The following is a 22435-nucleotide window of genomic DNA, read 5'->3' on the forward strand; positions in this document are numbered from 1 at the left end:
GTTCACTCACGACGGCGACAATTCATGCGCCGTCGCCACCACTTCCTTCAGCGAGGCGCCGCCGGACGCCTCGGTTGCCGCCATCACAGCGCCTTCGACGATCGGCGCGTTGCAGACGACAATCTTCTGCGCCCGCGGCTCGCCGATCATTTCCACCGCCATCTCCGAGTTGGTCTCGGCGCCGCCGAGATCGACCAGAATGGCGACACCGGCCTCCGACCAGGCCTTTTCGATGGCGCCCATGATCGCCTCGACGCTGGTGCCGAGCCCGCCATGGCCGTTTCCGCCGCACCATGCAAGCGGCACTTCGTCGCCCACCATCTGGCGCACCATGTCGGCTGTGCCTTCGGCGACCAGCGGCGAATGGGAAACGATGACGATGCCGACATTGCTCATGGCTGACCTCTAAGCGCTTCGCCGACCGCCCGCACCAGCAACGCGACCGAGCGTCCGCCGGCGTCCATGTGACCGATAGAACGGTCGCCAAGGAACGAGGCGCGGCCACGCAAAGCCTTCATCGGGACGGTCGCCTCGGCCGCCCGGTCAGCGATGTCAGCGATCTCGGAACCTGTCTTTCCCTTCGCCAGTGCGTCATGCACCGGTTGCAGCACATCGAGCATCGTCTTCTGGCCGACCTGCGACTTGCCGCGGGCGGCCACCGCTTCGATAGCCTTGCCGAAGGCAGCCGTCAGATCGCCGCGATCGGGCGCTGCCGAAATCTCCTTGCCGAGCGCCAGGAACAGCGTGCCGAACAGCGGTCCAGAAGCGCCCCCCACCGTCATCACCAGCTTGGTGCCGATCCCCTTCAGGGCTTCGGGCAGTGGCTTTGCCGAAAATGCCGCGGCTTCGGCCCGCACCGCCTCGAAGCCACGCTTCATATTCAGCCCATGGTCGCCGTCGCCGATCGCCTGGTCGAGCGCGGTCAACTCGTTGGCGTGAGCGGCAATCCTGTCCGCTGCGGCTGTGATCAGCCTGGCAAGGTCAAACGCCGCCATATCGAAATTCCCGGTTTCGGTCCTGCCGGCAGTATCGAAAGAAATTTCATTCGACAACTGAAGCATGCCGTCAGGCCGCTGCATACAGCGCGGCGGCGGCCGCAAACACTTCGGCCACGGCATGCGCACCGGGGTCGACCACACCTTGCAATTTGGTGCCGACATAGGCGGATCGTCCGGCTTTCGCCTTCTCCATGGCGGCAGTGGCCTCGGCGCCATGCCGGGCTGCTGTCGCCGCAGCGTCCAGGCCCTTGGCGTCGAGGGCTTTCAACGCCGGTTCCAGGGCATCAACCATGGTGCGGTCGCCAACTCTGGCGCCGCCATAGAAGGTCATCCGGTCAAGCCCGGCAAGCAGCGCCTTGGAAAGGGGCGCCCCAGTATTCGAAGCCTGAGCTGCCGCAGTGAAGAAGATCGACAGCAGCACGCCCGAGGAGCCACCCATGGCAACGCCCAGAAGATCGCCCACTGCCTTAAGCGTTGCGGCCGGGTCGGCCAGCGGCAGCGCATCGAGCTTTTCCAATACGCTGCGCGCGCCGGTCGCCACCGTCGAGCCGGTATCGCCATCGCCCGCCTTGGCATCCAGCCCGTTCAATGTCTCTTCGAGCGCAATCAGCCGTTCGCAGATCGTGACGATCAAACGCCTGGTGCCGGCGTCCTGGCTGGCTTTTTGGGCTGCGCTCTTTCCGGCCGCTTTCGCCATCGGCACGATGGCCGGCGCTGCAACCGGCTTTGCCGGCATCCAGGCGTGCGGGCCGACCGGCGCCAGCAGGGCGGCTTCGCGCGCCGCATCGAGCTTGATCAGCGACAGCGAAAAACCGTTCATGTTGAGCGCCGTCATCAGCGGGCCGGGGCCGATCGCCAGCTTGACGGTTTTGGCCAGCGGCGAGGTCAGCACAGCATTGGCGACAAGCGACATTTCCAGCGGCGGCACGGAACCGAGATTGTTGATCAGCAGCGCGTGGCTGGCCGTCGGGTCGAGCCGTGCTGCCAACCGCTCCGCCATGATCGCCACGAGCTTGTCGGCGCTTTGCACCGCGATCCGCTCGACGCCCGGCTCGCCATGGATGCCGAGGCCGAGCTCGCCGTCGTTTTCGCCGAACCGCTCTTCATGCGGCTGGCCAGGGATGGAGCAGGACGACAGCGACATGCCGAGCGAAATGATGTCCTTCGCCGCCGCGCGCGCCGCCGTCGCGATCGCTGTCAGATCGCTTCCCGTCTCTGAGAGATGGCCTGCGATCTTGTGCACGAACAAGGTGCCCGCAACGCCGCGTGGCTGGTTGATATCCGGCAAAGCGATGTCGTCGGCGACGATCGCCATCTCGACACGAAACCCCTCGGCGCGCGCCTTTTCGGCCGCCAGGCCGAAATTGAGCCGGTCGCCGGTGTAGTTCTTGACGATCAGCAGGCAGCCGGCCGGGCCAGTCACCGCGCGGATCGCCGCCAGCACCGCCTCGACGCTCGGCGAGGCGAAGATCTCGCCGGAAACCGCCGCCGTCAGCATGCCCTTGCCGACGAAGCCGGCATGCGAGGGTTCGTGTCCGGCGCCGCCGCCGGAGATGACTGCAACTTTTGCCTTGTCCCAGTCGGCGCGCAGCACGACCTTGATCTCGGGATAACCATCGAGGCGCGCCAGATCCCCCGAACCGATGGTCCGCAACAGGCCGTCCAGCGCCTCGGTGACGATCGTTTCCCTGCGGTTGAAAAAGTGCTTCATCGAATTCGTCCTGTATTCGTCAATCGGAAGCCGGTGCCACACCCTTGGCGAGACACCGAAAACCTCACATCAACCTTTGCCCATCGGCGCCGAAATAGAGCGGCGAGCGGTAGCGGATCACCACTTTGTCGCCTTGCGCCAGATCCGTATCGGGGTCGGTCAGCGTCACCAGCTTCTTCGGGCCGACCGTCACATGCAGATGGTTCTGGTCGCCGAGATGCTCGACCCAGTCGACGACGCCGTCGGCGTGGCCGTTTTTCGCTTTCTCGATCGACAGGTGTTCGGTGCGTGCGCCGATCGTCTTGGTGCCGGTCGGAGCGCCGCCATCGGGCAGCAGTCCCGCCGGTAGAAGATTGATCGCCGGCTGGCCGAGCCGCGCCGCGACGTGAAGGTTTGCCGGCTCCGAATAGATCGTACGCGGCGTGCCGATCTGCACCAGCACGCCATCGGCAAGAATGCCGATGCGGTCGGCCATGGTCATCGCCTCGATCTGGTCATGGGTGACGTAGAGCATGGTGGCGCCGAGTTCGGCCTGGATGCGTTTCAGCTCGAGCCTGAGATCGGCGCGCAGCTTGGCGTCCAGCGACGACAGCGGTTCGTCCATCAGATAGATCGACGGCTTGCGCACCAGCGCCCGGCCGATGGCGACACGCTGCATTTCACCGCCGGAAAGCTTGGTCGAGCGGTTGTTCAGCTTGTGATGGATGCGCACCATTTTCGCCACTTCTTCGACGCGGCGGCGAATCTGGTCTTCCGGTATTTTCCGCGCCGGCGAGCGCAGCGGAAAGGCGAGGTTGTCGTAGACCGACAGATGCGGATAGAGCGAATATTGCTGGAACACGAAGGCAGTGTCCCGCTCGGCCGGCGACAGCATCGTCGCATTGTGGCCGCCAATATGGATCGTGCCGCTGTCGGGCTGCTCCAGCCCGGCGATCAACCGCAGCGTGGTCGTCTTCCCGGCACCGGTGGGACCAAGCAGCACGACGAACTCGCCATCCTTGATCTGGAGGTCGAGATTGCTGACGGCGGCATGGTCGCCAAAGCTCTTGGTCACGCCTTTGATGTGTATGTCAGCCATGCTGCGCTCTCCCTTGAGAGGCCGTATCGTGGATCGCGGTGCGCACGGCGCGGCCCGATCCCTTGTCGAACAGTGACAGCCGCGCGCTGTTCAGGGTCAGGCCGACATGATCGCCGGCGGCGAGCCGGATTTCGGCCGGCACCCGCGCCTTGATGATGCCGTCCGCTGTTTCCACCGCGACGATCTGCGTGGTGCCGAGATATTCGGTGCCGTAGATCGCACCGCGCAGCTTTGACGCGTCATCGAAGCGGATATGTTCCGGCCTTATGCCGAGCGCCATGTCGGCGGGTGCGATGTCCTCGCGTACCTCCGGCACCGCCACCTTCGCGCCCTGGACGACGATCTCCTTCGCCCCCTTGGCCAGTCCGCCGCCAAAGCCCAGAAAATTCATCGGCGGCGAGCCGATGAAGTCGGCGACGAACATGGTCGCCGGGCGGTCGTAGATTTCACGTGGGCTGCCGAACTGTTCGATGACGCCATGGTTCATGACAGCGATCTTGTCGGCCATCGACATCGCTTCCATCTGGTCGTGCGTGACATAGACGGTGGTGGCACGGATGCGGTTGTGCAGCTCACGCAGCTCATGCACCATCAGGTCGCGGAATTCCGTATCGAGCGTTCCCAGCGGCTCATCCATCAAAAAGCATTTGGGCCGCCGCACGATGGCGCGGCCAAGCGCCACGCGCTGGCGGTCGCCACCGGCGAGCCCCGAGACCGATTTGTTGAGCAGATGGTCGATGCGCAAAAGCTTCGCCGTCTCTTCGACGCGTTGCCGGATTTCAGCCGAGGGCATGCCTTGCGCCAACAGCGGGAAGCCGATGTTCTTGCGCACATTCATGTGCGGATACAGCGCAAACAGCTGGAACACGAAGGCGATGTCGCGTTCCCGTGCCCGCCGCATGGTGACGTCCTCGCCGCCGAGCAGGATCTGGCCGCCGGTCGGCAGTTCGAGCCCGGCGATCATGCGCAACGTCGTCGTCTTGCCGCAGCCCGACGGACCAAGCATGACGAAGAACTCACCATCCTCGACGACGAAGCTCGAATCCTGCACCGCGACGAAATCGCCGAAGGCCTTTCTCAGGTTCTGGACGCGGATTTCGGCCATGACTATTCCGGGAATTTCGAGACGATGATGAACATCACCGTGCCGGCAAGCATGGTGATGAAGGAGTAGGTGTAGAGCGCCAGCGCGAAGGGCTGGAACAGCATCAGGAAGCCGATGGCGATGATCGCCGTCGCGATGTTTTCCAACAGGCCGCGGCGAGCCCAGCGCGGCCAGCGCGATTTGCGTTTCGTGGGCTGGGTCAGGCTCATTTGCGCACCGCGCCGAAGGTGATGCCGCGCAGCAATTGTTTGCGGAGCAGGATGGTGAAGACGAGGATCGGCACCAGGAAGATCGTCGTGCCCGCCGCCACTGCCGGCCAGTCCTGGCCGCCTTCACCGATGATGGTGGGGATGAAGGGCGGAGCCGTCTGTGCTGTGCCCGAGGTCAAGAGCGCCGCGAAAGCATATTCGTTCCAGGCGAAGATCAGGCAGAAGATGGCGGTGGCGGCGATGCCGGTAGTCGCCTGCGGCAGCACGGTGCGCCAGAAGGCTTGCAGCCTGGTATAGCCGTCGATCATCGCCGCTTCCTCGTATTCACGCGGGATCTCGTCGATGAAGCCTTTCAAGAGCCACACTGCCAGCGACACGTTGACCGCCGTGTAGAGCAGGATCATGCCGAGCGCGGTGTCGGAAAGGCCGAGCTCGCGGTACATCAGGTAGATGGGAATCGCGACCGCAATCGGCGGCATGAAGCGCGTCGACAGGATGAAAAACAGCAGGTCATCCGCCAGCGGCACCTTGAAGCGCGAGAAACCGTAGGCCGACAGCGTGCCGAGAAAGACGGCGCAGAAGGTCGAGCCGAAGGCGATGATCAGCGAGTTGACGAAGCGCGGCAGGAAGTTGGACGGGCCGGCAATCACCATGTTGCGCTTGCGCACCGTCTCGTCGCAGAAGCCGGTCGCCGGCCCCAGCGAGTTGATGTATTCCGGCGTCTGCCGCGTCCTTGTCGTGAACAGGTTGCAGTAGCCTTCGATGCTGGGCTGGAAGACGATTTTTGGCGGATAGGCGATCGAATCCGGCGGCGTCTTGAAGCTGGTGGCAAAAATCCACAGCAGCGGCACGATCGAGATCAGCGCGTAGGCGACGATGATCGTGCCGGCGATGCCTTTTGCTGTCCCCGAAGGGGCAACGACGGAATGGGCGGTGGTCAGGCTCATCTCTGCTTCACCTTGTTGAGCGCCTTGACGTAGATGTTGGCGAGGCCAAACACCGCCACGAACAGGATGATGGCGAAAGCCGAGGAATAGCCGGTGCGCCAGCTCTCGAAAGCCTGCCGTTTCAGCGTGATCGAGGCGACCTCTGTGGTCGAGCCGGGACCACCGCCGGTCAACAGATTGACCATGTCGAACATCTTGAAGTTCTCGATGCCGCGAAACAGCACCGCCAGCATGATGAACGGCAGCGCCATCGGCAGTGTGATCGACCAGAACTGCCGCCAGTTGGAGGCGCGGTCGACCTCGGCCGCCTCATAGATGTATTCGGGGATGGAGCGCAGCCCGGCGAGGCAGATCAGCATCACGTAGGGCGTCCACATCCAGGTGTCGACGATGATGATCGACCACGGCGCCAGCGACACGTTGGACAGCATCTGGATGTCGGTCGGCGGGATGCGGGTGACGAATGAGATGGCGTAGGCGAACAGGCCGATCTGCGGCTCGTAGAGGAAGCGCCAGAAATTGCCGACCACCGCCGGCGACAGCATCATCGGCACCAGGATGATGGTCGTCCAGAAGGCGTGGCCGCGGAATTTGCGGTCGATCAGCCAGGCCAGCGTGAAGCCGATCAGCGTCTGCAACAGGATGGTCCAGAACACAAAATGCGCCGTCGTCTGCATGGCGATCCAGATGTCCTGGTCGCCGAGGATGCGCTGGTAGTTGGCAAAGCCGAGGTTCTTCACCACCTCGTTCGGCCGGTTGGCGCGGAAGTTGGTGAAGGACAGATAGATCGCCCAGAACAGCGGGAAGATATTGATGGCGAGCAGCAAAAGGATCGTCGGCGAGATGAACAGCCAGGCGAGGCCCTTGTCGCTGATGCCCCGGACCTTGCGGGCCAACGGCTCCGGGGTCGCCCGGGCAACGTTCTCCGCAGTCCGATTGAGCATGGTGAGTCCTGCTTCGGTCACTTCAAGTCTCGACATTGGAATTTATCTGAACTGCGTCCCGTGCCAAGGGCGGCACGGGACGCGTCGGTCACGCTCGGGAGGAGCCGTGGATCCGGTTACATCTTGCCGTCGTCCTGGAACACTTGCGTCCAGTCCTTGACCAGGCCGTCAAGCGCATCCTTGGCCGAACCCTGACCGGCGACGACATAGTCGTGGAAGCGCTTCTGCGACGCCTGCAGCAGCGGTGCGTAGCTCGGCTCGGCCCAGAAATCCTTCACGATCGCCATCGAGTCGAGGAAGGTCTGCGCGTAGGGCTGGCTGGCCGGGAAGGCCGGATCCTTAACCACCGCGTTCAGGCAGGAGTAGCCGCCGAGCGACCACCACTTGGCCTGGACATCCTTGTTGGCGAACCACTTGATGTATTTCAGCGCCGATTCCTGCTTGTCGGAATAGGAAACCACCGAAATGCCCTGGCCGCCGAGCTGGGCGAACTGCTCGCCGTCCGGACCCTTGGGATTGACGAAGTAGCCGATCTTGTCGCCGCCGACATTCTCGTCCTTCTGCAGGCCGGGCCAGGTGAAGGCGAAGTTCATATGCATCGCCACCTGGCCGGATTTGAAGGCATCGACGCCTTCGCCCATGTAGCTGTTCGATGCGCCGGGCGGGGTGCAGCAATCATAGAGCGCCTTGTAGAACTCCAGACCCTTCACCGATTTCTCGGAGTTGACGTAGCCTTCCATTTCGTAGGGCTTCTTCGGGTTTTCATACTGGAAGCCGAAGCTGTAGAGCACGTCCATGGCGCCCATGGTGATGCCTTCCGAGCCGCGCTCGGTGTAGATTGAGGCGCCATAGACGGTCTTGCCGTCGATCTCGCGCTTCTGGAAGAATTCGGCGATCTGCTTCAGCTGGTCGAAGGTGGTCGGCGGGCCGAGATCCCAGCCGTACTTTTCCTTGAATTCCTTCTGCAGTTCCGGCTTGGAGAACCAGTCCTTGCGGTAGGTCCAGCCGACGACGTCGCCCATGGCCGGCAGCGCCCAGTAGTTCGGCGTGTTCTTCGGCCATTCGGAATAGCCGACGACGGTTGCCGGCACGAAGTCGTCCATGCTGATCTTCTCCTTGTCGAAGAAGTCGTTCAGCTTGACGTAGTGACCGTTCTCTGCGGAGCCGCCGATCCACTGGCTGTCGCCGATGATCAGGTCGCAGAGCTTGCCGTGCGAGTTGAGCTCGTTGAGGAAGCGGTCGGCATAGTTGGTCCACGGCACGAACTCGAATTTCATGCCGATGCCGGTTTCCTTGGTAAAGTCCTTGGACAGTTCGACAAGTGCGTTGGCCGGGTCCCAGGCGGCCCAGCACAGCGTCAGGTCTTCAGCGTGCGCAACGTTCGAGACGGCTGTCGACGCGGTAATCGCCGAGGCCAGTCCCAACGCCAGTTTCAAGCTCGATTTCATGCCTTCCTCCCATTTGCGAAACGCGCCCGGATGGCGGTTTCAAGAGCCCCTCAACCCTCGCTCCTCCGAGGGCCCAAACATGGCGGCGCGGTGCGCCGCAGATGTTTAGTAATTTGTTTAGTGATGCAATTTTTACTAAACAAGGCAAGCGAAATCGTTGCTGCGCCGCAGCATGGCGAAACGGGCATTGAAATCGTTGGGAAATGATTGCCGGGCGGCTCGCCCGGAAGTTGCTTAGCCGGCGTCGACTACAACGTTGGTCTGTGGCGTCACCGGCCGTACAGGCGGCGCGGGCGGCAGCAAGGCGCGAATATCGGCAAAGGGAAATGTAGGCTCGAAGCGGAAAGCCTCGGCCAGGGAACCGGGCGTGCTGTTGCATTGCCCGGCGCGAAATTCATTCTGCACGCGCGCCCTGTCGACATATTGTTCCGGCCGCTGCGAGCGATGCGCGCGGATCGCCTGTGTTTTGACATCTCGGTAGGCGGATATGTCGACATAGTGCGTCGGCGAAAATCCGGTGCCGCCCATTGTGTCGGCATGCAGCATCGGCACGGCGAAGGATGCTGCGATGCGCACCCCGTCCGACAACGCGCGGTGGTCAGCGTGATAGTCGTTGGGCGCATGCGTGATCACCAGATCCGCTGCAGTCTCGCGGATCAGCGCTTTAAGCGAAGCAATCAGCGCGGCATCGGCCACCAGTTCGCCGTCGGGAAAGTCGAGAAAGTGAAGCGTCGCGCCGAGCAAGGCCGCGGCGGCCGCCGCTTCCTCGCGCCGGACACGCGCCAGAACGTTGGGGTCGCCCTTGCCGCCCCTGGCGCCATCCGTGGCTATGGCAAAAGTGAGTTCTGCGCCTTGCGCCGCATAGGCGGCCAGCGTACCGAACATTAATATCTCGATGTCGTCCGGATGCGCGCCGAGCGCCAATACCTTCACTTAACTCTCCCCGGAATGGAAACACGTGACGAACGGAATCCTGCTCGCTCTCATCGCCTACGCAAGCTATTCGTGCAGCGACGCCGTTATCAAGAGCCTTGGCGCACAGTTCACCGTCTTCGAGATCGCCTTCTTCGTGACGCTGTTTGCCGGCGGCTTCCTGTTTTTCAGCCGGCCGGCCGATGAGCGCTGGCATGGTTTCTGGCGCACCAAGCGGCCATGGGCGGTGCACGCCCGCGCCTGGGCCGGCATGGCATCGGGCTTGCTCAGCGTCTATGCCTTCACCACCATTCCGCTGGCTGAAGTCTACGCACTGGTCTTCCTGGCGCCGCTCTGCGTCACCATTCTCTCGACGCTGGTGCTCAAGGAAAAGGTCGGCCCATGGCGCTGGCTGGCGGTGGTTGCCGGCTTTGCCGGCGTCATGCTGGTGGTGCGGCCGGGTTTTCGCGAGTTGCATCTCGGCCACCTCGCCGCCTTCGCCGTTGCCTTCCTGGCCGCCTCCAACATCATCCTGACCCGATCGCTGGCGCAGCAGGAAAAGCGCACCACCATGCTGGGCGTGCTGGTTGGGTATGGCCTGGTGTTCAACGGCATAGGCGTCGCCGCCACATCGTTTACCCTTCCCAACGCGATGCAGCTGCTGTGGCTGGTGATGGCCGGCGCGTTCGCCGCTTGCGGACAGTTGCTGCAGCTGCTGGCCGCCAAATACGCGCCCGCCAACCGCATCGCCCCGACACATTATTCGCAGATCGTCTGGGCAGTGATCCTCGGCGCGCTGTTCTTCCAGGAATATCCCGACTGGCTGTCCCTGGTCGGCCTCGCCGTCGTTGGCGCTTCCGGCCTGCTCACCATGGTGCGCGAGGAAGTGCGGTTGGGTACGGTGCGCTGGAATCCGCTTGCGCGGACAAGACTGTGAGAGACCGTTTCGAAATTCGCTGCGGCGGGTCATATGGTGGTGGTTTCGAGAACCGGAGCGGAGCGGACATTTGGGTCCGTGAGCACCGGAAGCGCAGAAAACGCCATCAGATGGCCGCCGGAGTAGAATTTCCAAACGGTCTCTGAGCCGGTTGCACGGTTACGGTGACCGCTGATATGCGGACGCGATGACGACAAGACCCTTGCCGGAGCTTCCGGTGTCCGCCGTACTGCCGGCGCTGAGCGAGGCGCTCGGCGCCGGCAACAGCGCAGTGCTGGTGGCGCCGCCCGGCGCCGGCAAGACGACGCTGGTGCCGCTGGCGCTGCTCGATGCGCCTTGGCTGGCTACAGGCAAGATCATCCTGCTCGAACCGCGCCGGCTCGCCGCCCGCGCCGCTGCCCGCCGCATGGCCGAATTGCTCGGCGAAGAGCCCGGCGCCACCGTCGGCTATGCCATGCGCATGGAGAACCGCATGTCGGTGCGGACAAGAATCCTGGTCGTCACCGAAGGCGTTCTGGCGCGTATGATCCTCGACGATCCGGAGCTGCCCGGCGTCTCGGCGGTGATCTTCGACGAATTTCACGAGCGCTCGCTGGACGGCGATTTCGGCCTCGCGCTGGCGCTCGATGTGCAAGGGGCGCTGCGGCCCGACCTGCGCTTGCTGGTCATGTCGGCGACGCTCGACGGCGCGCGCGTGGCCAAGCTCCTGTCCGGCGCGCCGGTGATCGAAAGCGAGGGCCGCGCCTTTCCCGTCGATGTCCGTTACGACGAGCGGCCGGCTGGCGTTCCCGTCGAAGACGCCATGGCCAAGGCGATCCGTTCGGCGCTGGTCGACGAGAGCGGCAGCGTGCTCGCCTTCCTGCCCGGTCAGCGCGAGATCGAGCGCACCGCCGAGCGGCTGCAGGACCGCCTCGGCGCCGACACCGACATCGTGCCGCTCTACGGCCAGCTCGACAACAGGGCGCAGGACGCCGCCATCAAACCGGCGCCGACGGGTCGCCGCAAGGTGGTGCTGGCGACCTCGATCGCCGAGACTTCGATCACCATCGACGGCGTGCGCGTCGTCATCGATTCCGGCCTGTCGCGGCTGCCGCGCTATGAGCCGGCAAGCGGCCTGACCCGGCTGGAGACGGTGCGGGTTTCCAGGGCATCGGCCGACCAACGCGCTGGGCGCGCCGGGCGTACGCAGCCAGGTGTCGCCATCCGGCTGTGGCGGGCCGAGCAGACGGCGGCTTTGCCCGCCTTCACGCCGCCCGAGATACTCGAGGCTGATCTCTCCAGCCTGCTGCTCGATTGCGCCGCTTTCGGTGTCGCCGATCCGGTGAGCCTGTCCTTCCTCGATCCGCCACCTACGCCGGCACTCAACGAGGCGCGGACGCTGCTCGGCGCACTGCACGCCATTGATGAAGCCGGCCGGCTGACGGAGCAGGGTGGCGCGATGCGCAAGCTGGCGCTGCCGGTGCGGCTGGCGCACATGGTCGCCGAAGCCGCGCACGGCGGCCACGCACTGGAGGCGGCGATGCTGGCCGTGCTGCTCACCGAGCGTGGTCTCGGCGGCGACGGCGCCGACCTCGAACGCCGGCTGATGCGCTTTCGCAGCGAGAAATCGCCGCGCGCCATTGCGGCGAGGCAGTTGGCAGAGCGGCTGGCGAAACAGGCCTCTTCACCCTCCCAGGGAGGGTCGATCCGCGAAGCGGAGCGGGGTGGGGGTAGGCCGAGCGCGCCACCCCCACCCCGTCTCCCTCGCCTTGCTGCGCAAGGCGCGCTCKCCGACCCTCCCCACAAGGGGGAGGGTGGCGCACTCCTCATCCACGCCTGGCCGGACCGCGTCGCCAAAGCGCGCGGCGAGCGCGGGCGTTTCGTGCTCGCCAACGGCTCCGGTGCCATGGTGGACGCCGCCGATCCGCTGGCCGGCGAGGCCTGGCTGGTCGTCGCCGATCTGCAGGGCAAGGCGCAGAACGCCCGCATCACGGCGGCGGCGGCCGTCGACGAGGCCGACATCCGCGCCGCCCTATCCGACAGGATCGAGACCCGCCGCGAGACGAGCTTCGACCGCGAGCGGCGCGCGGTTCGCGTGCGTGAGACCGCCAGGCTCGGCGCCATCACTTTGTCCGAGCGCATGCTGCCCGCACCCTCCGGCACTGACGCCGACCGCGCCATCCTGGATGCCTTGCGCGAACACGGGCTCTCTCTGCTGGAGTGGGGCAAGGAGGGGGAGACGCTGCGCCAGCGCCTTGGCTGGCTGCATCGCGGCCTCGGCGCCCCCTGGCCCGATGTTTCGGACGCGGCTCTCATCGAACGCCTCGACGACTGGCTGCTGCCCTTCCTCACCGGCAAGGCGTCCTTCGCCGCGATCGACCCGGGCGCGCTGTCGTCAGGCCTGATGGCGCTGGTGCCGCATGAATTGCAGCGCAAGATCGGCACACTGGCGCCGACCCATTTCGATGCGCCGTCCGGCAGCCACGTGCCGATCCGCTATGATGGGGAATGGCCGGTGCTGGCGGTGCGCGTGCAGGAGCTGTTCGGTCTTGACCGCCATCCCGCCATCGCCAACGGCACCGTGCCGTTGACGCTGGAGCTGTTGTCGCCGGCGCATCGGCCGATCCAGACGACGCGCGACCTGCCCGGCTTCTGGCGCGGCTCCTGGGCCGATGTGCGCACCGACATGCGCGGCCGCTATCCCCGCCATGTCTGGCCGGAAAATCCGCTGCTCGCCACTGCCACGGCCCGCGCCAAACCGCGAGGGACCTAGCGCTCGTCCTTTCCCGGCTATAATCCTTGGCCATGATCAACATTCTGCACGCGCCAGACTTCCAGCAAAGCCAGCGGCTGCGCCTCAACACGCTGATCCGGCTGCGCTGGCTGGCCATTGTCGGCCAGAGCCTGACCGTGCTGGTCGTCGCCTATGGGCTGAAATTCCCGCTGCCGGTCAGCCTCTGCTTCGCACTGATCGCCTGCTCGGCCTGGCTGAACCTGGTGCTGACCTTCCGCTATCCGGCAGCGCACCGGCTGACCCCGTTCCCGGCCTTCTTCATCCTGACCTTCGACAGCCTGCAGCTTGCCGGCCTGCTCTACATGACCGGCGGTCTCACCAATCCGTTTTCGCTGCTGATGACCGTGCCTGTCGTCGTCTCGGCGACATCGTTGCCACTGCGGCTGACCGCCATTCTTGGCGGGCTGGTGATAGTAGGGGCAAGCTTGCTGGTGTTCTTCCATCTGCCGCTGCCCTGGTATGAGGGCGCGCCTCTGCCCATGCCGTTCATCTATGTCGCCGGCATATGGATGGCAGTGTTTTCCTCAATCGCCTTCACCGCCATCTATGCCTTCCGCGTCGCCGAGGAAGCCCGCCTGCTCGCCAACGCGCTTGCCGCCACCGAACTGGTGCTGCAGCGCGAACAGCATCTGTCGGCGCTGGATGGTCTGGCAGCCGCCGCCGCGCACGAACTCGGCACGCCGCTCGCCACCATCGCGCTGGTCTCCAAGGAGATGGAAAAGGCGCTGGGCGGCGACCCGAAATACGCAGAGGACGTCAAGCTCTTGCGGTCGCAGAGCGAGCGCTGCCGCGAGATCCTGAAGCGGCTGACCAGCCTGTCCTCCGAAGGTGAGGCGCATCTGTCGCGGCTGCCGCTGACCTCGCTGGTCGAGGAGGTGACGGCGCCGCACCGCGATTTCGGCATCTCGATCAAGCTGCGGCCGGGCGAGCGCATCGGCCCCGAACCTGTGGGACGGCGAAACCCCGGCGTCATCTATGGCCTCGGCAATCTGGTCGAGAACGCCGTCGACTTCGCCCGCAAAACCGTCACTGTGCGCTGGAGTTGGGACGAGCTCGACGTCACCTTCTCGATCATCGACGACGGGCCTGGCTTTCCGCCCGAAATCATCGACCGCATCGGCGAGCCCTACATGTCGACGCGCCAGGGCAACGAACACGGCGGCGGCCTGGGTCTCGGGCTGTTCATCGCCAAGACCTTGCTCGAACGCTCCGGCGCCACGCTCGATTTCCGCAACTCGAGCGGGTTGGGCGAGGGCGCCATCGTGCAGATATCGTGGCCGCGCACCGTCTTCCTCAACCCGGAATCGGTGGGAACCTCGATGTTCGACACCGCCTGAAGCTTTGGTTGGACCTGGCAAAATTGGACAATGGCGTTCAGGAACTATATCTGCGTAAAATTACGGCAGCAGGATTTTTGAAAGACGATGACTGGCGAAGAAGCAATTGGCGCAATGGTTGAAGGCGAGGACACCTCGCTGCTGATCGTCGACGACGACAAGCCGTTCCTGACTCGGCTGGCGCGGGCCATGGAAACCAGGGGTTTCGTGGTCGAGACGGCCGAGAGCGTCGAGGAGGCGGTGGCCAAGGCGCGCGCCCATCCGCCGGCCTATGCGGTGGTCGACATGCGGCTTGGTGACGGCAACGGCCTCGACGTCGTCGCCGCCATCCGCGAAAAGCGCGACGATGCCCGCACGGTCATCCTGACCGGCTATGGCAACATCGCCACCGCGGTGACGGCGGTGAAGCTCGGCGCCATCGACTATCTGTCGAAACCCGCCGATGCCGATGATGTCTTTGCAGCACTGACCCGCACCGCCGGCGAACGCGCCGCCCCGCCCGAAAACCCGATGTCGGCCGACCGCGTGCGCTGGGAACACATCCAGCGCGTCTACGAAATGTGCGACCGCAACGTCTCCGAAACCGCGCGCCGGCTGAACATGCATCGCCGCACGCTGCAGCGCATACTGGCCAAGCGCGCACCGCGCTGAGGTTCACGCGCCCGCGGCGCCGGCCGCCAGTCGCCGACCGTCAGCGCCGCCCCTCATTGCCCTGCCGGGCATTTCTCCCCGTGAACGGGGAGAAAGAAGCTGGGCGCAACGCCGGCGATTGGCGAAATCATAGATGACAGCGCCCCTCTCCCCGTCACTATACGGGGAGAGGATGCCGGCAGGCAGGTGAGGGGCAGCGCCAGCGCTTGGTAAGTGTGACGCTTGCCCTGCCATCGACCTTTGCGCATCATCACCAACGCCACCGGGAAACCCGGCAACGGAGAACACATGCGCGACGACAAGCCGAAATCGATCCTGCGCGAATTCCTCGATGGCGAGGCGGCGGGCGGCATCATCCTGATGGTTGCGGCAGCGCTTGCGCTGATCGTTGCCAATTCGCCGCTGGCCGACACCTATTTCGCCGCGCTTCATGCCTATCTCGGCCCGCTCAGCCTCTCGCACTGGATCAATGACGGGCTGATGGCGGTGTTCTTCCTGCTGGTCGGCCTGGAAATCAAGCGCGAGATGCTCGACGGCCAGCTCTCGACCTGGCCGCGCCGCGTGCTGCCGGGCGTCGCCGCCGCCGGCGGCATGCTGGTCCCGGCGCTGGTCTATGTCGCTATTAACCGCAACAATCCGGCCGCGCTCGCCGGCTGGGCGATCCCAACCGCCACCGACATCGCCTTTGCGCTCGGCGTGCTGTCGCTGCTCGGCAGCCGTGTGCCGGCATCGCTGAAAATCTTCCTCACCGCGCTCGCCATCATCGACGATCTCGGCGCCGTCATCATCATCGCCATCTTCTACACAAGCGGCCTGTCGCTCGCCTATCTCGCCGCCGCCTTCGCTGTCATCGCGGTGCTGATCGTGCTCAACCGCATGCGGGTGACGACGCTGACGCCCTATCTCGTGCTCGGCGCCATCCTGTGGGTGCTGGTGCTGAAATCGGGCGTCCATGCGACGCTGGCCGGCGTGGCGCTGGCGCTCACCATCCCGCTCAAAGTGTCTCCCGGCAGTGGCCACGATCTCGACCATTCGCCGCTGCACCGGCTCGAACATGGCCTGCACAAGATCGTCCCCTTCTTCGTCATCCCGATCTTCGGTTTTGCCAATGCTGGCGTGTCGCTGGCCGGCCTCAGCGCCGCCGCTTTGGTCGAACCGCTGACGCTCGGCGTTGCCGCGGGCCTCGTGCTGGGCAAGCTGGTCGGCGTCTTCGGTTCGTCGGCGCTCGCTATCCGGCTCGGCTTCGCCGACCTGCCTGTCAATGCCGGCTGGCTGCACATGATCGGCATTTCGCTGCTCTGCGGCATCGGCTTCACCATGAGCCTGTTCATCGGCCTGCTCGCCTTCGCCAATGACGTGGCGTTGCAGGACGCGGTCAAGGTCGGCATTCTGGCGGGCTCGTTCATTGCCGCGCTGCTCGGCGCCGCCGTGCTGCTGATGGCGCCGGCGGTGGAAGAGATCGACGAAGACTAGATAGGCGGCAGGCCGAAAGCCGCAAACAGGTCGGGTCCGAGCGGCGGCACGTAGATCGTCAGCGAGGCGATTTTGCCGTCCGCAGCTTCGATGACATGCAGCGAATGCGGGCGCCATACAAGGTCCTGATGACTGCGTGCATAGACGCCGACCGCCGGTTGGGCGTTGGCTCCGACCGCCACCGTGCGGTAACCCGAGAAATTGCCCCAGACGGTCTCGAAGAAAGCATGGATCGCCTCGCGTCCCCGGTACCATTCCCGCCATGGTGGCATGTGGTAGGTGGCGTCCTCCTTCAAGAGTTCGATAAGGCTGTCGAGCCTGGCCGCCTGCCAGGCCTGCATGTAGCGTTCGAGCAGCAGGGCCTCTTGTCGGTTGGGCTGTGACCGCTCTAGCGGACGCCCCTGAGGATATCGCTCGCCCAGCGTTGCGCGGGCCCGCTGCAACGCGCTGTTGATCGAAGCGGTCGAGCCGCCCAGCAATTGCGCCGTCTCGACAGCCGACCATCCCAGCACATCGCACAGAAGCAGAATGGCCCGCTGCCTGGGCGCCAGAACCTGGATCGCCGCCACGAAGGCGAGTTGCACCGCTTCACGGGCTTCGTAGCGCGCTTCCGGCCCGGGCTCGCCGTCAACGAAGTCCGGGAACTCCGTGTCCGGATACGGCTCCAGCCAGGTTAACTCGGCGGCGGGCCCGCCTGTGGCCCGCCCGTCGCTCTCAGGTCGTCCGGGCTGCCGGAGAATGCGATGCGCCGTCGACCGCGCCTTGATGGCGTTGAGGCAACTGCGGGTGGCGATCGCATAGAGCCAGCCGCGCACCGAGCCCCGGCCGTCGAACTGCGACCTGCCGCGCCAGGCCCTCAGGAACGTGTCCTGGACAAGGTCGTCCGCCTCATGCAGCGAGCCCATCATCCGATAGCAATGGAGTTTGAGCTCGCGGCGGTGGGCCGCCGTCAAACGCTCGAAGGCCAGCCGATCGAGGATCGGCCGGCCCAGGGGCTCAACAGGGCCAGGAGCGTCTGTCATGGAGGAACCTGCGGTGCTGAAGCTGCCTGGCATCGTGCGCGCCTCACGCTGCAGCCGCAAGTCCGCTGCCGCTGACGGCGAACGAGCTGCCTTCCAGTTTGCCGGTGGCGAGCGCGACCACCGCGCGACCGACATCGGCCGGCGTCTGCATGTCGGTCATGCCTGCCAGGATGTCTGCAGGCCGGATGCCCAGATAAGCCGCAAAGCCATCGAGCCCGGCATCGCCTATGCCCGTCCCCGGCATGATGCGAGCCGGCGCCAGCGCCATAAAGCGCAGGCCGAGGCCCAGCCGATCCGATTCCTTTTGGCAATGACCGGCCAGGAACATCTGCATGCGTTTTGCGCCTGCATACCCGCCGGAGAACGGCGGTCCGCCGCTCATGGCCGCGCCGCTGGAGATCAGCACAACCCGGCTGCCTGGCTTGAGCGGATTGTTGAGCGCGGCCTTGCAGAACAGGAACGATGCCTTGACATCCATTTCCCAGTTCACCGAGAAGTCCTCCCAGCTCTGATCCTGGAGGGGCGCGGACGGGGCAAGGGCGCCGGCGCAGATCACCAGCACGTCCGGCTCGAGCGCGGCGAAAACCGCATCGGGTGCGGTCTCGTCGGTGGCGTCGACCGCAAGCGTCTTCACACCCGATGTCTCCCAGGAGAGGTCCTTCAGCGCGGCTGCACCGCGAGCAACGGCAAGCACTGTCGCGCCCTCGCCAAGCGCGGCCTGCACGATCGAGCGGCCGACGCCCCGGCTGCCTCCAATGACGACGACATTCTGACCTTGTAACGATCGCATGAATCACCTTCTCTTTCCGGCCGCCGGGACCATCCAGACGCGCCTACTGATCAGGACAGCCGAGGTGAGCGGAAATCATCGGTGCTAGGTCAAAAAATTCTCTCAAGGGATCGGTGGGCCGGCGCGAAGCCATGGGTTGAGCATCAGCGGCGACGCACTGTCGTCCCGGCGCACTGTTATTCGCTCTCCCCCTCCAGCGCCGGCACCGCGACCCCGGCAAGCTCCGCCGCCAGCAGCCGTGCTGCACCCGCCCGCGCAATGCGCAGCATCAGCGCCTTGCGCGTTGCCGCCGCCATGCGGTGCTCCGGCGCATCGCGCAGGATTTCCGCACCGTAGCCGTCGGAAAGGATGAAGCCGCATTCCTCGGGGAAGATTTCCGCCGGCACGCCGGGATGGGTGGCGAAGAAGAAGCGGTCGGAATGCAGCCGGTAGTCAGGCCATTTGCGGTCGACGCGAAAATCCTCGATCGAGGATTTGATCTCGATGATCCAGATGTCGCCTTGCCGGGTCAGCGCCACCAGATCGGCGCGCCGGCCTGTGGCCAGCGACAGTTCAGGCAGCACATGCATGCCCATTTGCATCAACAGCCGCTGCACGCCGCGCCGCACCAGCATGGCCCGTTCCGACTGGCGGCCGTCGATCAGGGGATTGAGGGGAATCGGCGAAATGATCGGCATGGCAACCACCATGCCAGATTTTGTTCACGGTTTGAACCTGTTTTTGGAAGGGGATAATGTATTTGACGCACCCAGACAAAAGGTAGGAATGTCCGGGTGGGGTCGAGTACGGGGCATGGCCTTTATGGGCAGGACTAACCGGGTTTATGCAGTACTGCAGTGGGCGTCACTCGCAGCTCTCCTGTCGGTCGCCACGACACCCCCCTCTGCTGCTGCAGAAGAAAAACCCTTTGACAGGCAGCTGCTGTACCCAATCGAATTTCGGTGCCCGGATACACATGACGGAGCTGCAGAGCTAATCTTGAAGAACGCCCTTGATCAGACTGAGACGTACCTCATCGTTTACGGACCAAACCGTAGACAAACCCGACTGGTAGTGCTTGCAGCAGAAGCGGGCAGCGCCGAATTCAAGGTCGTCGTCGACATTGATCTCACTGCTGCCGTCCTCGACCCAAGCCAAACCCGCGAGGTGGTGGGGGCTCTTACTGACGAAATGAAGCAATGGGTGTCCCAAGTATGCGATGGAGGGCCTGAGGCTGCGAGCTTAGCCGAGCGAAAGTTTGAGGAAAACCGCGCGCTCCTCGCGCGAAATCAATAGCAGCCACTTCCCCCCTATTTCGTGCGGGGTGTGCCTTTCATTAAGGCTATGACAGGCCGGCGCCTTCCCTAAGTGGAGCTAACACCCTGAAGGTGCTATGATTCGCACGGTGGGCAAGAAGGCAAAACAGAGCCGAGAAGAACCAATCGACCGGGAACGAATGGCCGAAGCGGACTTCTACGCCCGCAGATGCGGCCTAACCCGCGAGGAAACCTTGAGGCTTCTCAAGGAGGCCAGCCCGTCAAAGACCGGCTCTCAACCGACAGGCAAGGGCAAGAGGCGCTAGGCGCTACCCAGCCGCAGGGGAATGGCTATCTTGATGGCTTCTCCCGCGCGGCCGCGCTGGGCATGTTGCGGGCATATGTGCTAAGGTTCAGATGTCGGAGGCAGCATGACCCAGTTGATACTTTCGGGAACGATTGGCGGGCTTCTTGGCACCGGGCTGGCTCTAATCGGTGTTCGGCAGGTGAGGATTCTCGACTGCGTCGTCGTGTTCGGCATGTTGATGCTGGGGCTGACGTGGTTTGTGCGCTAGCGCGCATTGGCGGCTTCACCGGCCCTGTCGGCGCGCCGGCCTGTGGCCAGCGACAGTTCAGGCAGCACATGCATGCCCATTTGCATCAACAAACGCTGCACACCACGCCGCACCAGCATGGCTCGTTCCGACTGGCGACCGTCGATCAGGGGATTGAGGGGAATCGGCGAAATGATCGGCATGGCAGCCACCATGCCAGATTTTGTTCACGGTTTGAACCCATTTTGGAAGGCGATTACATATTTGACAGACCCGCCATCGCTTGCAGCGTAACGCCCATGTGAATTGCGGTCACGGCTACTGACCTTACAAATCAGCCATGCTCCCTTCGCGCTGTTTCCGCTGTTACGTTGGATCCGTAACCTTCGGCATAGCTATGCTTCTGGCCTTCTATTGGTTTGGCCCCATAGGGTTTGTACTCTTCTTCGGCGTCAGCGTTCTAGCGTTGATGATCTTGATGGCCTACTGGTCCGATCTCAAAGCCCGTAAGGGGCGAGGCGCGAACACGCTGAAGGACAAGGGCTTCTAGGCCGACCCAGCTCCAAACCAGCGAATGAATGCCACTTCCTTCCCGGTGACTTCCCGCACGGCCTGTAGCCGCGCATCATGCAGGATGCGCGTCTGCCTGTAGTGCTCGCAATGCGGCGATATAAACGGCTTGATGATGCTCAAGTGCAGCCAAAACGCTTGGTTGCGCAATTGCTAATATGTAATACCTTAGGCAGTGCGGGGAGGAGATCCAATCATAACCCGCAGTAGCCGGTGCGGCCTGTACCCCCAAGCGAGAGCCCCGGGCCGCACCGGCTATTCCCCTACGGCTAGGTAGCCCCGGAAGTTTCCAGGGGCGGCGATGAACCGGGCGCCTGTTGCTTGAGTAGAGCGCGTATTGCTTCGAGCTTCTCTATAGCTAAACCAGCGCAATAAAGGAGAGCGCCCCACGCCGCCAGGTTCATAGCGGTACCTGCTAGCGAGAAGAACCCCTTGGGCTCATGCACCACGGTAGAGGCATACGCCGTAGCCAGTAGGCCCGCGATGCCAATCAATGCGTAGAGCACTCCAAAAATCCGAATCGCCAGTGTCATGAAAGTCCCCAAGCCTAAAAACCCCTAATCTTTTGGACGATTCCACCCGTCGCCCTTGCGGGTTTTCAAATCGGCCCGGTAGTAGACCACGGCCATCATGGCTGGAAAACCGATGCCGCCGACAATGACGACCGCCACGGGGCCAAGCCACTGGTAGGCGAGAATGCCGATCACGCTAAGGATCGCTGCCCCTACGACGCTTGGAAAAGTTTGAAACGACATGGCCGCTTTGTAGCAGAGCCTTGGTCAGCGGTCTCTCGGGTTTGGGCCAGTCAACCGAGTAATCGCCTTTTGGAAGGGGACTCTATGGTTAACAAACAGTGAGGACCTTTGCCCGCGCCAAAATCCGACGACTTGGGAGCAGTGTCAGTATGCATTCTCAGGCCACCAGAAACACCTCCTATTAGGACTGGGTCAACCCAGGGGTGGCTTGATCCGAGCGCCTTACGCGATCGCACCATATTCGTCTGGGTGCAGTCTGGTATTGATCCGGGGCGGCCCTATGTCGTGCTGGTCACCTTCCGTTCTTAGCGAATAAGACGGCAGGACTAAAGTCTTGCGCCATTGGGACAATGGTCTGATGTAACCGCTTTGGTTCCGTTCTTGTCCATTGGACGTTCCGTATTTTAGCCAAATGAGATGTTAGACCTTTGGAGGATTTCGTGCGCGCCGGGCGCCAGTCCGTCCCGACGCAGCCTTTCAAACCGTGGCCGAAGCCGGCCCGTCTCCCAACGCCGATCCCGCAATATCATCCAAAATCGGGCAGTCCGGCCGGTCATCACCATGGCAGGCGTGGATGAGCTTCTGCAGCGTCGCGCGCATCGACTGCAGCTCGCGCACCTTCTCCTCGATGGCGCTGACATGTGCGGCGGCGATCTCGCGCACATCGTGGCTGGCGCGGTTGCGATCGCGGTAGAGTGCCATCAACTGCCGGCAATCGTCGATTGAAAAGCCGAGGTTGCGGGCACGCCGCAGGAAGGCCAGCCGGTGGATGTCGTCGCTGGAATAGTCGCGATAGCCATTGCCGGCACGCGCCGGCGCGATCAGGCCGATCTCTTCATAGTAGCGGATGGTCTTGGCCGGCAGGCCGGACCGCGCCGCGGCATCGCCAACATTCATAGTGGTTCCTCGGTTTTGGGCTATCCGACAGGACCGCCCATTGTTTTTCCTTCACAATCCTGTGACGCCTGTTGCCGAAATGCCATAGT

The 22435-nt window shown here is 63.8% G+C and carries 23 protein-coding genes and 1 pseudogene; 7 read left to right on the plus strand and 17 right to left on the minus strand.

Annotated features, from left to right (window positions below):
• Positions 1-6 precede the first annotated feature (6 nt).
• The 10 genes from dhaM to AC1DYJ_RS00780 form a co-directional block, all read right to left on the minus strand.
• Complete coding sequence (gene dhaM, locus AC1DYJ_RS00735) at positions 7-396, minus strand: dihydroxyacetone kinase phosphoryl donor subunit DhaM (protein WP_142867578.1); 390 nt, start codon at positions 394-396, stop codon at positions 7-9.
• On the minus strand, positions 393-995 hold the full coding sequence (dhaL, locus tag AC1DYJ_RS00740) for a dihydroxyacetone kinase subunit DhaL (RefSeq protein WP_477279100.1): 603 nt from the start codon (positions 993-995) through the stop codon (positions 393-395). The genes dhaM and dhaL overlap by 4 nt, the downstream gene beginning before the upstream one ends.
• 70 nt (positions 996-1065) lie before the next feature.
• Complete coding sequence (locus AC1DYJ_RS00745; RefSeq protein WP_477279102.1) at positions 1066-2709, minus strand: dihydroxyacetone kinase subunit DhaK; 1644 nt, start codon at positions 2707-2709, stop codon at positions 1066-1068.
• Between the two features lie 64 nt (positions 2710-2773).
• A complete protein-coding gene (locus AC1DYJ_RS00750) occupies positions 2774-3787 on the minus strand; it encodes an ABC transporter ATP-binding protein (RefSeq protein WP_477279104.1) in 1014 nt (337 codons plus the stop codon).
• Positions 3780-4892: an ABC transporter ATP-binding protein gene (locus AC1DYJ_RS00755; protein ID WP_477279106.1), complete on the minus strand. Its 1113-nt coding sequence runs from the start codon at positions 4890-4892 to the stop codon at positions 3780-3782. The genes AC1DYJ_RS00750 and AC1DYJ_RS00755 overlap by 8 nt, the downstream gene beginning before the upstream one ends.
• A 2-nt stretch (positions 4893-4894) precedes the next feature.
• Entirely contained in the window at positions 4895-5101 is a 207-nt protein-coding gene (locus tag AC1DYJ_RS00760) for a hypothetical protein (RefSeq protein ID WP_112560587.1), read from the minus strand.
• Positions 5098-6048: a carbohydrate ABC transporter permease gene (locus AC1DYJ_RS00765; RefSeq protein WP_112560588.1), complete on the minus strand. Its 951-nt coding sequence runs from the start codon at positions 6046-6048 to the stop codon at positions 5098-5100. The genes AC1DYJ_RS00760 and AC1DYJ_RS00765 overlap by 4 nt, the downstream gene beginning before the upstream one ends.
• On the minus strand, positions 6045-6992 hold the full coding sequence (locus AC1DYJ_RS00770) for a carbohydrate ABC transporter permease (RefSeq protein WP_031198535.1): 948 nt from the start codon (positions 6990-6992) through the stop codon (positions 6045-6047). Before AC1DYJ_RS00770 ends, AC1DYJ_RS00765 begins: the two co-directional genes overlap by 4 nt.
• 116 nt (positions 6993-7108) lie before the next feature.
• Positions 7109-8440 carry an ABC transporter substrate-binding protein gene (locus tag AC1DYJ_RS00775; protein ID WP_477279108.1) on the minus strand — a complete coding sequence of 444 codons (1332 nt, stop codon included), beginning with the start codon at positions 8438-8440 and terminating at the stop codon, positions 7109-7111.
• 234 nt (positions 8441-8674) lie between these two features.
• Positions 8675-9373 (minus strand): PIG-L deacetylase family protein, encoded by a 699-nt coding sequence (locus AC1DYJ_RS00780; protein ID WP_477279110.1) that lies wholly within the window; start codon positions 9371-9373, stop codon positions 8675-8677.
• A gap of 25 nt (positions 9374-9398) precedes the next feature.
• Here AC1DYJ_RS00780 and AC1DYJ_RS00785 point away from each other — a divergent pair, with 25 nt between their 5' ends.
• The 5 genes from AC1DYJ_RS00785 (at position 9399) to nhaA (ending at position 16523) form a co-directional block, all read left to right on the plus strand.
• On the plus strand, positions 9399-10289 hold the full coding sequence (locus tag AC1DYJ_RS00785; RefSeq protein WP_477279112.1) for a DMT family transporter: 891 nt from the start codon (positions 9399-9401) through the stop codon (positions 10287-10289).
• A 187-nt stretch (positions 10290-10476) separates the two neighbouring features.
• Positions 10477-13041 (plus strand): ATP-dependent helicase HrpB, encoded by a 2565-nt coding sequence (gene hrpB, locus AC1DYJ_RS00790; protein ID WP_477425904.1) that lies wholly within the window; start codon positions 10477-10479, stop codon positions 13039-13041.
• A gap of 32 nt (positions 13042-13073) precedes the next feature.
• Positions 13074-14399, plus strand: a complete 1326-nt coding sequence (locus AC1DYJ_RS00795) for an ActS/PrrB/RegB family redox-sensitive histidine kinase (RefSeq protein WP_477279116.1) — start codon at positions 13074-13076, stop codon at positions 14397-14399.
• Positions 14400-14486: 87 nt separating this feature from the next.
• Entirely contained in the window at positions 14487-15050 is a 564-nt protein-coding gene (locus tag AC1DYJ_RS00800) for an ActR/PrrA/RegA family redox response regulator transcription factor (RefSeq protein WP_023672848.1), read from the plus strand.
• Between the two features lie 288 nt (positions 15051-15338).
• Positions 15339-16523: a Na+/H+ antiporter NhaA gene (gene nhaA / locus AC1DYJ_RS00805; protein WP_477279118.1), complete on the plus strand. Its 1185-nt coding sequence runs from the start codon at positions 15339-15341 to the stop codon at positions 16521-16523.
• Here nhaA and AC1DYJ_RS00810 read toward each other — a convergent pair.
• The 3 genes from AC1DYJ_RS00810 to AC1DYJ_RS00820 all read right to left on the minus strand — a co-directional run bounded on the left by AC1DYJ_RS00810 (position 16520) and on the right by AC1DYJ_RS00820 (position 19012).
• Positions 16520-17545: an RNA polymerase subunit sigma-70 gene (locus tag AC1DYJ_RS00810; RefSeq protein ID WP_477279120.1), complete on the minus strand. Its 1026-nt coding sequence runs from the start codon at positions 17543-17545 to the stop codon at positions 16520-16522. The two genes, nhaA and AC1DYJ_RS00810, sit on opposite strands and share 4 nt — an antisense overlap.
• A 43-nt stretch (positions 17546-17588) precedes the next feature.
• Entirely contained in the window at positions 17589-18335 is a 747-nt protein-coding gene (locus AC1DYJ_RS00815; RefSeq protein ID WP_477279122.1) for an SDR family NAD(P)-dependent oxidoreductase, read from the minus strand.
• Between the two features lie 176 nt (positions 18336-18511).
• Positions 18512-19012 (minus strand): MmcB family DNA repair protein, encoded by a 501-nt coding sequence (locus AC1DYJ_RS00820; protein WP_181056465.1) that lies wholly within the window; start codon positions 19010-19012, stop codon positions 18512-18514.
• Between AC1DYJ_RS00820 and AC1DYJ_RS00825 the strand changes: the two genes are divergently transcribed.
• Together AC1DYJ_RS00825 and AC1DYJ_RS00830 are read left to right on the plus strand one after the other, a co-directional pair.
• Positions 19002-19610: a hypothetical protein gene (locus AC1DYJ_RS00825; RefSeq protein ID WP_477279124.1), complete on the plus strand. Its 609-nt coding sequence runs from the start codon at positions 19002-19004 to the stop codon at positions 19608-19610. The genes AC1DYJ_RS00820 and AC1DYJ_RS00825 overlap by 11 nt on opposite strands.
• Before the next feature lie 391 nt (positions 19611-20001).
• Positions 20002-20145: a hypothetical protein gene (locus AC1DYJ_RS00830; protein WP_477279126.1), complete on the plus strand. Its 144-nt coding sequence runs from the start codon at positions 20002-20004 to the stop codon at positions 20143-20145.
• A 26-nt stretch (positions 20146-20171) separates the two neighbouring features.
• Here AC1DYJ_RS00830 and AC1DYJ_RS00835 read toward each other — a convergent pair.
• From AC1DYJ_RS00835 to cueR, 4 genes and pseudogenes are all read right to left on the minus strand, one after another.
• A pseudogene (locus AC1DYJ_RS00835) lies at positions 20172-20327 on the minus strand (MmcB family DNA repair protein); the annotation flags it as partial.
• A gap of 636 nt (positions 20328-20963) precedes the next feature.
• Positions 20964-21227 (minus strand): hypothetical protein, encoded by a 264-nt coding sequence (locus AC1DYJ_RS00840; RefSeq protein ID WP_477279128.1) that lies wholly within the window; start codon positions 21225-21227, stop codon positions 20964-20966.
• Positions 21228-21251: 24 nt separating this feature from the next.
• On the minus strand, positions 21252-21401 hold the full coding sequence (locus AC1DYJ_RS00845) for a hypothetical protein (RefSeq protein WP_477279130.1): 150 nt from the start codon (positions 21399-21401) through the stop codon (positions 21252-21254).
• A 525-nt stretch (positions 21402-21926) separates the two neighbouring features.
• Entirely contained in the window at positions 21927-22346 is a 420-nt protein-coding gene (gene cueR / locus AC1DYJ_RS00850; protein WP_477279132.1) for a Cu(I)-responsive transcriptional regulator, read from the minus strand.
• Positions 22347-22435: the final 89 nt, after the last annotated feature.

This window comes from Mesorhizobium sp. P2_B11, from assembly GCF_056404855.1.